The organism is Loktanella sp. DJP18, assembly GCF_049310965.1.
In the GTDB taxonomy this organism is placed as follows: Bacteria; Pseudomonadota; Alphaproteobacteria; order Rhodobacterales; family Rhodobacteraceae; genus Loktanella.
The window spans coordinates 1-13,078 of sequence record NZ_JBMERN010000103.1 but is presented as its reverse complement, the minus strand read 5'-3'; the positions used below and the strand labels follow the sequence as shown (position 1 = coordinate 13,078).

Genomic DNA, 13,078 nt, shown 5'->3' with positions numbered 1-13,078 from the left:
GTAAGACCGACCGCGCCCTCCGCCTTGTGCTCGGGGTTGTCCTGCTCGCTCTGGCGTGGATCGCGCCTATCGCCGTCTTTCACGGCACCCTCGTGGTGACGCTGGCGACGATCGTCGGCCTCGTGATGGTTGGGACGGCGCTGTTCCGCTTTTGCCCGCTGTATGGCCTGCTGGGACTCAACACCTGCCCGGTGAAATGATGGAGACCGCGTTTACCCCCCTGCAATCGCTGGGTGGCGGTGCCCTGATCGGGTTGTCCGCCGTGCTGTTGATGGGCCTGCATGGCCGCATCTTCGGGGCGACGGGCATCCTGACGGGGCTGATCGCACCGGGCAACAGGTCCGACTTTACCTGGCGGGCGATCCTGCTGCTGGGCATGATCAGCGGTCCGCTGCTGGTCCTCGCGCTGACCGGCACCATGCCGGCGGTCGATGTGCCGGTCTCCACGACGGCGCTGGTTGTCGGCGGTTTGCTGGTCGGCGTCGGCGTCACGTTCTCGTCGGGCTGCACGTCGGGCCACGGGGTCTGCGGGCTGGCGCGTCTGTCGCCGCGATCGGCCGCCTCTGTCGTGACCTTCATGGCCGCCACCGCCGCCACCGTCTACGTCATTCGCCACGTGATCGGAGCTTGATCCATGCGTTACCTGAGCCTGTATCTGACCGGCCTGATCTTTGGGGTCGGCATCGCGATTTCCGGCATGGCGAATCCGGCCAAGGTGCTGAACTTCTTCGACCTTGCCGGAACCTGGGACCCGAGTCTGGCATTGGTGATGGGCGGGGCGGTGATCGTGACCTTCCTGGGCTACCGTTTCGTGCTGAAGCGACCGATGCCCGTGCTGGAGGACCGCTTTCACCTGCCGACCAGCCGCGTGATCGACGTGCGCCTGCTGGGCGGGTCCGCCGTGTTCGGGATCGGCTGGGGCATCGCGGGCTTCTGTCCCGGCGGCGCGCTGCCTGCGATCGGCACGGGCGATGCGTCTGTCTTCATCTTTGTCGGTGCCCTGTTGGCTGGTATCCTGCTGGCCCGCGGCATCACCACAGCGCGCGCACCCCGCGCCGCCAACGCCTAGAAAGGATCACGACATGACCGATTTTCCCGTCGACATGACCGTCATACCCGAGGTCACAGCCTTTTTCGATGAGGCGACCAACACCATCAGCTATGTGGTCAAGGACCCGAATTCGACGTCCTGCGCGATCATCGACAGCGTGATGGACATCGATTATGCCGCTGGACGCATCACCTATGACCACGCCGATGCGATGATCGCCTTCGTGCGCGACAACGGCCTGACGCTGGAATGGCAGATCGAGACGCACGTCCACGCCGACCACCTGTCCGCCGCGCCCTACATCCAGGATGCACTGGGCGGCAAGATCGGCATCGGCGACAAGATCATGGTCGTGCAAGAGACCTTCGGCAAGATCTTCAACGAAGGCACCGAATTCCAGCGTGACGGGTCGCAGTTCGACGCGTTGTTCAAGGATGGCGACACCTACACCATCGGCACGATGCAGGCCTTTGCGATCTACACGCCGGGCCACACGCCCGCCTGCATGGTGCATGTAATCGGCAACGCCGCCTTCGTCGGCGACACGCTGTTCATGCCCGACGGCGGATCGGCCCGTGCCGACTTTCCCGGCGGCGACGCGGCGACGCTTTACGACAGCATCCAGCGGGTGCTGGCACTGCCGGACGACATGCGCCTGTTCATGTGCCACGACTACGGCCCGAACGGCCGCGACATCCAGTGGGAAACCACCGTGGGCGAGGAGAAGGCCCACAACATCCACGTCGGCAACGGTGCGTCGAAGGCGGATTTCGTCAAGTTCCGCACAGAACGCGATGCCACGCTTGCGGTGCCAAAGCTGATCATCCCGTCGCTTCAGGTGAACATGCGCGCGGGTGAATTGCCGCGCGACAAGGACGGCAACGTCATGCTGAAGGTGCCGGTCAACGGTTTGTAAGACGTCCCCGGAAAGGGTCATTGCAATGGACATCCGAGAAATCACGAAGGACGTGTCTGTCGCACCGCAGATCGCGGTCGACGATCTGGCCGCAATCAAGGCGGCGGGCTTTGCCAGCGTCATCAGCAACCGCCCCGACGGCGAAAGCGCCGACCAGCCATCAATCGCCGAGATCAAGGGGGCGGCAGAGGCCGCGGGCTTGAGGGTCGCACATATCCCCGTCGTGTCGGGGCAGATCACCGAAGCGGACGTTGCAGCCTTTGCCAAGGCGCTTGCCGATTTGCCGGGTCCGGTGCTGGCATTCTGCAAGTCCGGCACGCGTTCTGCCACCCTGTGGACGCGGGCAGAGGCGGAAAAGCGTCCCGCCGCTGACCTGCTGGCCCGGACGCAAGCCGCCGGTTACGACATGGCTTCGATCGTGGCGCAGATCGCTGCTGTCACGGACAAGAAGATAGCGGCCCCCGATGTCCGCGCCGACATCGTCATCGTCGGCGCCGGTTCTGCCGGAATCGCGGTCGCCGCCAGCCTGCTGTCGCGCAAGAAGAGGCTGGAGATCACGATCATTGATCCTTCGACGGTGCATTACTATCAGCCCGGCTGGACGATGGTGGGCGCCGGCGTGTTCGACGCGAAGGACACGAAGCGGCAGACCGACACGCTGATTCCGGCTGGCGTCACATGGATCAAGGCGGCGGTGGCCGCGTTCACGCCCGACGCCGACGCGGTCATTCTGGGCGACGGGCGCGTCGTCGGCTATGCCCGCCTGATCGTCTGTCCGGGGCTGGAACTGAACTGGGACGGCATCGCAGGGTTAAGCGAGACGCTGGGCCGCAACGGCGTCACCTCGAACTATCGCTATGATCTGGCCCCCTATACCTGGAAACTGGTGCAGGGGATGAAGGCGGGCCGCGCGATCTTTACCCAGCCTCCCATGCCGATCAAATGCGCCGGTGCGCCGCAGAAGGCGATGTATCTGTCCGGCGACGCATGGTTTCGGCGTGGCGTTCTGAAGGACATCGACATCCAGTTCATGAATGCCGGCGGCGTGCTGTTCGGCGTCAAGGAATATGTGCCGGCGCTGATGGACTACATCGCAAAATACGATGCGACCTTGAACTTCTTTCATACGCTGACGGCGGTGGACGGCGATGCAAGGACCGCGACCTTCAAGGTGACGAAACCCGACACCGACCCGACCGAGGTCACTGTCGATTTCGACATGATCCATGTCTGCCCGCCGCAGCGGGCCCCTGCCTTCATCCGCAATTCGTCCTTGGCGGATGCAGCGGGCTGGATCGACGTGGATCAGGCCACCCTGCGGCACAAGACCTACGAGAATATCTGGAGCCTTGGCGACGTGATGAACGCGCCGAATGCCAAGACGATGGCCGCCGCCCGCAAGCAGGCCCCGGTCGTGGCCGCCAACGTGATCGCGGACATCGCCGGCAAATCCGCGGCCGCGATCTATGACGGCTACGGGTCCTGCCCGCTGACGGTAGAGCGTGGCAAGATCGTGCTGGCCGAATTCGGCTATGGCGGCAAGCTGCTGCCAAGCTTTCCGACCTGGCTGATCGACGGCACGAAGCCCAGTCGCCTGGCCTGGACGTTGAAGGCGCAGGGGCTGCCGCAGGTCTACTGGCACGCCATGCTGAAAGGGCGCGAATGGATGGCCGAACCGGAAAAGACGCCAGCCTGAGATCCAACGCACCGGGGGCGATCCCCGGCGCGTCCCTGCCTTGAAAGCCCCCTGTCATGACGACCGCCTCGCTTGCACGCTATCTGCCGATCCTGACCTGGGGCCGGACCTACACCCGTGCCAATCTGTCCAACGATCTTGTCGCCGCAGTGATCGTGACGATCATGTTGATCCCGCAGTCGCTGGCCTATGCCATGCTGGCCGGGCTGCCGCCCGAGGCAGGGCTTTACGCCTCCATCGCGCCGATCATCCTTTACGCGATCTTCGGAACCAGCCGGGCGTTGGCGGTGGGGCCGGTGGCGGTGGTGTCGCTGATGACCGCGGCGGCGATCGGCAATGTCGCGGACCAGGGCACGATGGGATATGCAGTCGCGGCCTTGACGCTGGCGGCGCTGTCGGGCGGCATGATGATCTTGATGGGCGTGTTCCGCCTAGGCTTCCTTGCGAACTTCCTGTCGCACCCGGTGGTCGCAGGCTTCATCACCGCGTCGGGCATCCTGATCGCATTGAGCCAGTTGAAGCATATCCTTGGCATCAGTGCGTCAGGGGACACGCTGCCGGAATTGCTGACGACGCTGGGCGAGAATCTGGGTGATGCGAACCCGATCACGCTGATCATCGGTGGCGGTGCGACGGCCTTCCTGTTCTGGGTGCGCCGCGGACTGAACCTGCTTCTGCGCCGGTGGGGTGTGTCACAGGGGCTGGCGGGGGCGTTGACCAAGGCCGGGCCGGTGCTGGCCGTGGTTGTGACGACCCTCGCGGTCTGGGGATTCGATCTGACCGGGCAGGGCGTCAAGATCGTGGGCAGTGTGCCGCAAAGCCTGCCGCCACTGACACTGCCATCGTTCTCGCCCACGCTGATCGGGCAATTGCTGCTGCCCGCGCTGCTGATCTCGGTCATCGGGTTCGTGGAATCGATTTCCGTGGCGCAGACGCTGGCGGCGAAGAAGCGGCAGCGCATCGACCCGGATCAGGAGCTGATAGGGCTGGGGGCGGCAAACGTCGCCGCGGCGCTGACGGGCGGCTTTCCGGTGACGGGCGGGTTCTAGCGCTCGGTCGTGAACTACGATGCCGGAGCCGAGACGCCCGCTGCCGGTGCCTATACGGCCGCAGGTCTTGCCATTGCGGCCTTTGCGCTGACGCCGCTGATCTATTTCCTGCCCAACGCGACGTTGGCGGCGACCATTATCGTGGCGGTGCTGAGCCTCGTGGACTTCACGATCCTGAAGACAAGCTGGACCTATTCCCGTGCCGATTTCGCCGCTGTGCTGGTCACGATCCTTGCGACCCTGTGGTTCGGGGTGGAAGCCGGCGTGTCGGCGGGCGTGATCCTGTCGATCCTGCTGCACCTTTACAAGACGTCGAAGCCGCATGTGGCTGAGGTCGGCTGCATCCCCGGCACCCAGCATTTCCGCAACATCAACCGCCATGCCGTGCTGACCGATCCGACGATCCTGACCCTGCGGATCGACGAAAGCCTGTATTTCGCCAATGCGCGTTTCCTTGAAAACTATGTGCTGGACCGTGTGACCCGCGACAGCGCGATCAGGGAAGTCGTGCTGATGTGTTCCGCCGTGAACGACGTCGATTTCAGTGCGCTCGAAAGCCTGGAGGCGCTGACGGCCCGGTTGTCCGACATGGACATCCGCCTGCACCTATCCGAGGTAAAGGGGCCGGTGATGGACAAGCTGAAGCGCAGCACTTTCCTGTCCCACATGACCGGTCAGATTTACCTTTCGCAGTATGAGGCAATCGAGCGGCTGCGCAAACCAGCGCCAGAGGTCGCCTGACCGCTTTGACAAGCGCGCGGGGCCGTGGTCAGCATGGCCCATGCGCATCGCCCTGCTTCTTGCCGTTCTGCTGTTCCCCTCGCTGGTCGTGGCCCAGACCCGTGCCACGGTCGAGGCGCAGTTTCGCGGCTGGCTGGAGCAGGTCGTCTGGCCGCAGGCCACCCGGCAGGGCGTTGACCGCAGCACGTTCGACGCGGCCTTCGCCGGTGTTTCGCTGAACTGGGACCTGCCCGATCTCGTGCCGCCGGTTATGCCACCGCCTACTGCGCAGGATCAGCGGCAAAGCGAATTCGGCGCGCCGGCCAAGTATTTCAATCAGGGGAGCATGACCGGTGCCACCAGCACGGGCCGCCAGATGGCGCAGCGTCATGCGACGACACTGGCGACAGTGGAACGGGCGACGGGGGTGCCGGGGCACATCATCCTCGCGATCTGGGGTCGGGAAAGCGGTTATGGCCGCGCCGACATCCCGCACAACGTGTTCGAGGTGTTGGGAACCAAGGGCTTCATGTCCACCCGCGCGCCTTATTTCACCGAAGAATTGGTGGCGGCCCTGCGCATCGCCCAGACCGGCATGGCACCCCGCGCGATGCGAAGTTCCTGGGCGGGGGCGCTGGGGCAGCCGCAATTCATGCCGACGAACTACCTGACCCATGCAACCGACGGTGACGGCGATGGCCGCGCCGATATCTGGGGGTCGGAGGCGGATACCATCGCTTCCATCGGCACCTATCTGGCGCGTCATGGCTGGCAAGGTGGGCGGGATTGGGGGTTCGAGGTGACCGTCCCGACGCAGGTATCATGCGCCCTTGAAGGACCGGATCAGGGCCGCGCCATTGCCGATTGGGCCGCGATGGGGGTCACACGGGTCGGTGGCAAGCCGTTCCCGGCGACCGAATTGACCGGCGCGGGTTTCCTGATGATGCCGGCGGGGCGCAACGGACCGGCGTTCATCGTGACGCCGAATTTCTACGTCCTGAAGGATTACAACACGAGTGACCTCTACGCACTGTTCGTGGGCCATGTCGGCGACCGCATCGCCTACGGCGTCGGCGATTTCGCGGGTCGCTGGGGCGATGTGGGCGGCTTGCTGCGATCGGATGTGGCCGCGATCCAGCGCGGGCTGATGGCACAGGGGTTCGATACGGGTGGTGCGGACGGCCTTGCGGGGTTCCGGACGCGGCGGTCGATCGGGCTTTGGCAGGCCTCCGCGGGTCAGCCGCCGACATGCTTTCCGGATGCCAGCCTTGTCTTGGCGTTGGGTCGATGACGAAGGCCGTCAGATCGGCGTTGGACCTTGCGCGTTCCCGCAGTATCTGCGGTGGTGAAGGACAGCGGATTGGGCCGATGACATGAGATTGACGGAGACTGGCCCGTGACGGCTGACGCGCGCGCGCCTCACAGCCGCAATGCCGTGACTTGCGAAGATCGGCAGGACACAAGCAAGCCGTTCGCCGCCATTCTGAAAGCAGCGAGCCAACGGGCGCACTTGCGGGCAGAGCGGGGGTTTCAGCCGTTCCTGCATGATCCGTCTGGTGAACTCCCGTTCTTTCTCGGTGCACAGCTTTGCGCGCACGAGGCCTTGCTGGCTGCCTCTCCCGATGCGCATCCGGCGGCGCACCGTCTTGTCGCTACGTTGCGAGTCGATTGCTGCATCGCGCGGATTCATGTGCCGCCATTGGGTGGCCAAGCCGCCCGTACCCTTCATCCGCTGGCCGTCGACTATCTGATCTTCGGTGGGCGCCGGGGCAACGCCGTCGTGCGCCGCCTGCTGGAACGCACCCCTGATGCGGCGATCCCCCTGCATTTCGCAGAGAATGCCGCATATGACGCGGTCTGGGCCCGTGTCATTGCCGATCTGAATGCCATACCGCAGGATACCGCGCTGGCGCGCAGGCTGATTGCGGATGTCGACGCCGGGTTTCATCTGTTCGATCTTGCCATTGCGGCCAGTGCGGACCTGATCAGCGCAAGGACAAGACTTTGACCACCGCCATTCCCGTTACGCCGCAAACGGTCGACCTCACGAACTGCGATCGGGAACCGATCCACCAACTGGGCCGCGTCCAGTCCTACGGTGCCCTGCTGGCGCTGTCCCGCGACATGGTCTGCCGCCACGCCTCTGCCAGCCTGCCGGCGATTGTCGGGTTGGACGTCGCCGATGTGATCGGGCAGCGGATCGACACGGTGATCACCACCGACGCCTTCAATCAACTTGGTACCGCCATCGCGCGACTTGGCCCGCCGGACGCGACAGTGCGGCTGTTCGATATCGGCTTGATCGCGGGGCGGTCGCGCATGGATGTGTCGGTTCACCAAAGCGGCGATCTGTTTGTGATCGAGTGCGAACCCGTCAACGCAGCACGCCACACCGACGTCATGTCAGAGGTGTTTCCGCATATCGCCCGGATCGAAGACCATACCGATCTGGCCGACCTCGCGCGGGATGCGGCCGCGGGCCTGCGCGCGATCTCGGGCTTTGACAGCGTCATGGTCTATCAGTTTCAACCGGACCAGTCGGGCCGTGTCGTGGCCGAGGATCGCGAGGACGGGCAGCACCGGTACCTTGGACTGAACTTTCCGGCGTCGGACATTCCGGTGCAGGCGCGGGCGCTTTATGCGCGGTCGCTGCTGCGGATGATTGCCGACGTCAACGACGCGGGCGCGTCGATCCTGCCCGACCGGACCGAGGGCGGGGCACCGCTGGACTTGTCCCTGTCGGTCACGCGGGCCGTGTCGCCGATCCACATCGAGTATCTGCGCAACATGGGCGTGCAGGCGTCCATGTCCGTGTCGATCATGCGATTTGGCAAGCTTTGGGGCCTGTTTGCCTGTCACAGCGACGGCCCGCACTATGTCGATTATCAGACCCGCACGGCGATCGAGATGTTCGCGCACCTGTTTTCCTACGAACTGTCTCGGCTGGAAGACGCAGCGCGCACGCAGACGAAGGATCACATGCAGCGCGTCCAGGCGCAGATGATGGCGCATCTGGCCAACGACACATCGCTGACCGACAGTCTGATCGCGATTTCGCACGATCTTGCCAAGGTCATCGCCCATGACGGGCTTGCAATCTACCACGAACAGCGCCTGCACCTGACGGGCGACGTGCCGTCGGAATCCGACTTCATGGCGCTGGTCGACGCGATGGATGCTGGTGATGCGACAAGCGTGATCGCAACGTCGAACATGCCCGAGACGTTCACGGCATCGCAGGACATGGCCCGTGTCTGCGCGGGCCTGATCGCGATCCCGATTTCCCGCCAGCCCAAGGATTACGTCGTGCTGTTCCGCAAGCCGGTCCTGTCAGAGCAGAAGTGGGCGGGGAATCCCGATAAACCGGTGACGGTGGGCCCGAACGGCACGCGTCTGACGCCGCGCGAGAGCTTTGCCGCCTGGTCGGTCACGGTGGCCGGTCGCAGCGCGCCCTGGTCGGATCAGGACATTCTGGCCGCAACGATGCTGCGCACGATCATGCTGGAAATCTTCCTCAAGATCACGGACGCGATCAGCGAACAGCGCCGGCGGGGGCAAGAGCAGCAGGAATTGCTGATTGCGGAACTGAACCACCGTGTCCGCAATATCCTGAACCTGATGCGCGGTCTGATCGGACAGACGCAGGGGTCGGCGGAGTCGGTCCTCGACTTCGGGCAGCGCCTCGAAGGCCGGATTCAGTCGCTGGCCCGGGCGCACGACCTGCTGACAAAGGATCAATGGGCACCGTCACCGATCAAGGAACTGATCCGACTGGAACTGGACGCCTACGCCGGCGACCGCCAAGACCGGGTGCAGGTCAGCGGGCCGGATGTCATGATCTCGCCAACGGCGCATACGGTACTGGCGCTGGTGCTGCATGAAATGGCCACCAACGCGGTGAAATACGGCGCACTCAGCAACGCGGTCGGGCGGATCGACCTGACCCTGTCGCTCGATCCCGCGGGCGGACTGATCCTGCGCTGGGCGGAACGGGCCGGTCCACCGGTCATGGCGCCCACACGCCGAGGCTTTGGCACGACGATCATCACGAAGTCGCTGCCGCATGAATTGCAGGGTGAGGCGACCATCAGCTACGGGACGACCGGCGTTGTCGCGCAGTTTCGGGTGCCCCCCCGCTTCATCAAGTTCGACGCGTCCGCAGGTACGGCAAGCCCGCCGGTCCCCGTGGCACCGCCGGTGCCAGAAGGTGTCCTGTTGGCGGGCGCGACCGTTCTTGTCGTCGAGGATTCGCTGATCATCGCTATGGATGCAGAGGCGCATCTGCAGGACATGGGTGCATCCGATGTCGTCATCGCCGCGAACGTGACCACGGCCCTCGCACAGATCAAGACGCATGATTTCGCCTTTGCGTTGCTCGACGTCAACCTTGGCAACGAACAATCGCTGCCCGTGGCCGAGGCGTTGCACGCTCTTGGCATCCCCTTCGTTCTGGCTACCGGCTATGGCGGGTCTGCCGACATTGCGGCGACCTATCCGGCCTGCCCGATCGTGCAGAAGCCCTACGGCAGGCGCGAGCTGCCCGCCGCGATCGCGCAGGTTTCATCGCCGCGATAAAGCCTGACGCCAGCCACGGCGACATCCGCGTGAAACCTGCGCCCGATCGCCACGACCCCGATCCGGCGCAGGTGCAGGCGGTGAAAGGTCTCTTGTGTGCGATGCGGTGTCAGGTCCGCAAAAGAAACGCGGTAGGTCGACCAGCCCGGCGAGACAAGACGTTCGGTGCGGAAGGATTGCCAGGGGCGCGTCAGGTCCGTTGTGCGCAGCCGCAGATCGTAGACCTCATCGTTGCCGAAAAGGTCGATCTCGATCCCCGAGAAGTCCGCGGCACCGTGGTCGGGCGGCAGATCGGCCGCCATCTGGATGAACCCGCCGTCATTGTCGAGCGAGACGTCACCCGTCAGACGCATGGCGGTGCGGCCCGCGATCACCACCTCTTCGACATGCCCCCGAGACACCCCGCCCATGACGGTATCGGCAACGTAGTCCCACTTCAGGTTCATGACGGCATGTCCTTTCCGAATTCCTTGATCTGCACCTAGGCCGGCGCGGCCGCAGGCACAGCTGCCCTTGGCTGTTGGCAGGCCAAAGGGTATCAGACGGGGTCACTTCAGCAGGAGAATTTCCCGTGGATCCCGTCGCCCAACGCATCACCCGCATCATCGCCACGGAAATCGGGGCGCGCGCCGATCAGGTCAGTGCCGCCGTGGATCTGCTGGACGGTGGAGCCACGGTTCCCTTTGTCGCCCGCTACCGCAAGGAAGCCACGGGCGGCCTTGACGATACGCAACTGCGCGACCTGAACGAGCGTCTGGGATATCTGCGCGAGCTTGAAAAGCGGCGGGCCGCGATCCTCTCGTCGGTCAAGGAGCAGGGAAAGCTGACCGATGCGCTTGCCCGCATGATCCACGCCGCCGATACCAAGGCCACGCTGGAAGACCTGTATCTGCCCTTCAAGCCCAAGCGGCGCACGAAAGCCATGATCGCAAGGGAAAATGGCCTCGATCCCTTGCTGCGCGCGGTCCTCGCCGACCGTTCGGCCATGCCCGACACGCTGGCTGGCGCTTATTTATCAGAAGCAGTCCCGACGCCGAAAGAGGCCCTGGCCGGGGCCCGCGACATCCTGGTCGAGGAACTGTCCGAAGACGCCGGCCTGCTGGGTCGCCTGCGCCAGATCATGCAGGACGAAGCTGACATCACGGCGAAGATCATCAAGGGCAAGGAGGAGGTGGGGGCCAAGTTCTCGGACTATTTCGACCACCGCGAGAAGTGGGCGAAAATTCCGGCACACCGCGCCCTGGCCATCCTGCGCGCCTCGAAGGAAGAGATCGTGAGCGTCGATATCGCACCTGACCCGGACGTGACGTTGCCGCGCATCCTGGACATAATCGCGGGCCGGATCGGCATTCGGGGGCAGGCGCCGGGCGATGTCTGGTTGCGCGATGTGGTGGCCTGGGCCTGGAAGGTCAAGCTGAGCCTCGCGATGTTCATGGACCTGATGGGCGATCTGCGCAGACGCGCGCACGATGCCGCCATCGACGTCTTTGCCCGCAACCTGCGCGATCTGCTGCTGGCTGCCCCTGCCGGGGGGAAGGCGACGCTCGGCCTCGATCCCGGGATCCGGACCGGGTGTAAGGTGGCCGTGGTGGACAAAACCGGCAAGGTGCTGGACACCGCGACGGTCTATCCGTTTCAGCCGCGCAACGATCTGCGCGGAGCGTCGGCCACGCTGACCGATCTGATCCAGCGTCACGGCGTCGGGCTGGTCGCCATCGGCAATGGCACCGCTAGCCGCGAATCCGAACGGCTGGTCGACGACGTCATCAAGGCGCTTCCAGCGGGTCCGCGCCCCGCCAAGGCCATCGTGTCCGAAGCAGGGGCCTCGGTCTATTCCGCGTCCGAACTGGCAGCGCGCGAATTCCCCGACCTCGACGTGTCGATCCGGGGTGCAGTCTCGATCGCGCGCCGCCTGCAGGACCCGCTGGCCGAACTGGTCAAGATTTCGCCCGAGGCGATCGGTGTCGGCCAGTATCAGCACGACGTCGACCAGCGCCGTCTGGCGCAGTCGCTGGACGCGGTGGTCGAGGATGCGGTGAACGCGGTCGGCGTGGACCTGAACATGGCCTCTGCCCCGCTGCTGGCCCGAGTCGCCGGCGTCGGTCCGACACTCGCGCAGGCCATCGTGGCCCACCGCGACAGCCACGGCGCATTTGCGTCACGCAAGGCGCTTCTCAAGGTTGCGGGCCTTGGGCCGAAGGCGTTCGAACAATGCGCAGGCTTCCTGCGCGTGCGTGACGGGACAGAGCCGCTCGACGCCTCTGCCGTCCACCCGGAGGCCTACGGCGTTGCGCGACGCATCGTGCAGGCCTGCGGCCGTGACTTGCGCGCCATCATGGGCGACGGTGCGGTCCTGTCCGGTCTGCGCGCAGAGCAGTTCGTGGACGAGAGTTTTGGCCTGCCGACGGTGCGCGATATTCTGGCAGAGCTCGAAAAGCCGGGCCGAGACCCGCGCCCGGATTTCAGGACCGCGACCTTTGCCGACGGGATCGACAGCATCGGCGACCTGAAGCCGGGCATGTCGCTGGAAGGCACCGTCACGAATGTCGCGGCCTTCGGAGCCTTCGTGGACATCGGTGTGCATCAGGACGGCCTCGTCCACGTCAGCCAGCTTGCGGACAAGTTCGTCAAGGACCCGCACGCGGTGGTGAAGGCCGGCGACGTCGTCCGTGTGCGCGTGACCGAGGTGGACGTGCCCCGCAAGCGGATCAGTCTGACGATGCGCAAGGACACAGCGGGACAGCCCGCGACAAGGGCACAGGACAGGCCCGCCACGCGGGTCCCGACGCCGGTGCCGAAAGCGGCAGTTCCAGCGCAGGCTGACGGTGCCCTGGCACAGGCACTGGCTGCCGCGTTGAAGGGGCGCAGGTAGCCGTGGTCAGTGACGGGCAGAGAACGGGCGCATGCCTGTTTCATGGGCGGTTTGAAAAAAGGTCGGCAACGGAGCGATTTTCTCGAATTTTCCTCTTGCGCGTTGCGTTCACTGCTCGTAAGTAGCCCCTCACCGGCGGCGCAGCGATGTGTGTGTTGGTGACGCGGATGGGTCCTGGTGATCTTGATGCGGACGATAA

The 13,078-nt window shown here is 64.8% G+C and carries 10 protein-coding genes and 1 pseudogene; 10 read left to right on the top strand and 1 reads right to left on the bottom strand.

What is annotated here, in order from left to right; genetic code table 11:
- The 9 genes and pseudogenes from ACOI1H_RS19645 to ACOI1H_RS19605 form a co-directional block, all read left to right on the top strand.
- On the top strand, positions 1–200 hold a 200-nt coding region (locus ACOI1H_RS19645), incomplete at its 5' end, for a YgaP family membrane protein (protein ID WP_422439524.1).
- Positions 200–631 (top strand): YeeE/YedE family protein, encoded by a 432-nt coding sequence (locus ACOI1H_RS19640; protein ID WP_422439525.1) that lies wholly within the window; start codon positions 200–202, stop codon positions 629–631. The genes ACOI1H_RS19645 and ACOI1H_RS19640, both read left to right, overlap by 1 nt.
- Before the next feature lie 3 nt (positions 632–634).
- Entirely contained in the window at positions 635–1,069 is a 435-nt protein-coding gene (locus tag ACOI1H_RS19635) for a DUF6691 family protein (protein ID WP_422439523.1), read from the top strand.
- Between the two features lie 13 nt (positions 1,070–1,082).
- Positions 1,083–1,967: an MBL fold metallo-hydrolase gene (locus tag ACOI1H_RS19630; RefSeq protein WP_422439522.1), complete on the top strand. Its 885-nt coding sequence runs from the start codon at positions 1,083–1,085 to the stop codon at positions 1,965–1,967.
- 25 nt (positions 1,968–1,992) lie between these two features.
- Entirely contained in the window at positions 1,993–3,663 is a 1,671-nt protein-coding gene (locus ACOI1H_RS19625) for a TIGR01244 family sulfur transferase (RefSeq protein ID WP_422439521.1), read from the top strand.
- A gap of 56 nt (positions 3,664–3,719) precedes the next feature.
- A pseudogene (locus ACOI1H_RS19620) lies at positions 3,720–5,453 on the top strand (SulP family inorganic anion transporter).
- A 40-nt stretch (positions 5,454–5,493) separates the two neighbouring features.
- Positions 5,494–6,723 (top strand): lytic murein transglycosylase, encoded by a 1,230-nt coding sequence (locus ACOI1H_RS19615; protein ID WP_422439520.1) that lies wholly within the window; start codon positions 5,494–5,496, stop codon positions 6,721–6,723.
- A 105-nt stretch (positions 6,724–6,828) separates the two neighbouring features.
- Positions 6,829–7,440: a hypothetical protein gene (locus ACOI1H_RS19610; RefSeq protein WP_422439519.1), complete on the top strand. Its 612-nt coding sequence runs from the start codon at positions 6,829–6,831 to the stop codon at positions 7,438–7,440.
- On the top strand, positions 7,437–10,007 hold the full coding sequence (locus ACOI1H_RS19605; protein WP_422439518.1) for an HWE histidine kinase domain-containing protein: 2,571 nt from the start codon (positions 7,437–7,439) through the stop codon (positions 10,005–10,007). Before ACOI1H_RS19610 ends, ACOI1H_RS19605 begins: the two co-directional genes overlap by 4 nt.
- On the opposite strand, the gene ACOI1H_RS19600 is transcribed toward ACOI1H_RS19605, so the two are convergent.
- Positions 9,953–10,453, bottom strand: a complete 501-nt coding sequence (locus ACOI1H_RS19600) for a CIA30 family protein (protein WP_422439517.1) — start codon at positions 10,451–10,453, stop codon at positions 9,953–9,955. The genes ACOI1H_RS19605 and ACOI1H_RS19600 overlap by 55 nt on opposite strands.
- Before the next feature lie 125 nt (positions 10,454–10,578).
- On the opposite strand from ACOI1H_RS19600, the gene ACOI1H_RS19595 reads away from it, so the two are divergent.
- Positions 10,579–12,879 carry a Tex family protein gene (locus ACOI1H_RS19595; protein ID WP_422439516.1) on the top strand — a complete coding sequence of 767 codons (2,301 nt, stop codon included), beginning with the start codon at positions 10,579–10,581 and terminating at the stop codon, positions 12,877–12,879.
- The last annotated feature ends 199 nt before the right edge of the window (positions 12,880–13,078 follow it).

Coding starts and splice junctions, on each gene's coding strand:
- ACOI1H_RS19600 (WP_422439517.1), bottom strand. CDS start 10,453: ATGAACCTGAAGTGGGACTACGTTGCCGATACCGTCATGGGCGGGGTG.
- ACOI1H_RS19630 (WP_422439522.1), top strand. CDS start 1,083: ATGACCGATTTTCCCGTCGACATGACCGTCATACCCGAGGTCACAGCC.
- ACOI1H_RS19615 (WP_422439520.1), top strand. CDS start 5,494: ATGCGCATCGCCCTGCTTCTTGCCGTTCTGCTGTTCCCCTCGCTGGTC.
- ACOI1H_RS19640 (WP_422439525.1), top strand. CDS start 200: ATGGAGACCGCGTTTACCCCCCTGCAATCGCTGGGTGGCGGTGCCCTG.
- ACOI1H_RS19635 (WP_422439523.1), top strand. CDS start 635: ATGCGTTACCTGAGCCTGTATCTGACCGGCCTGATCTTTGGGGTCGGC.
- ACOI1H_RS19625 (WP_422439521.1), top strand. CDS start 1,993: ATGGACATCCGAGAAATCACGAAGGACGTGTCTGTCGCACCGCAGATC.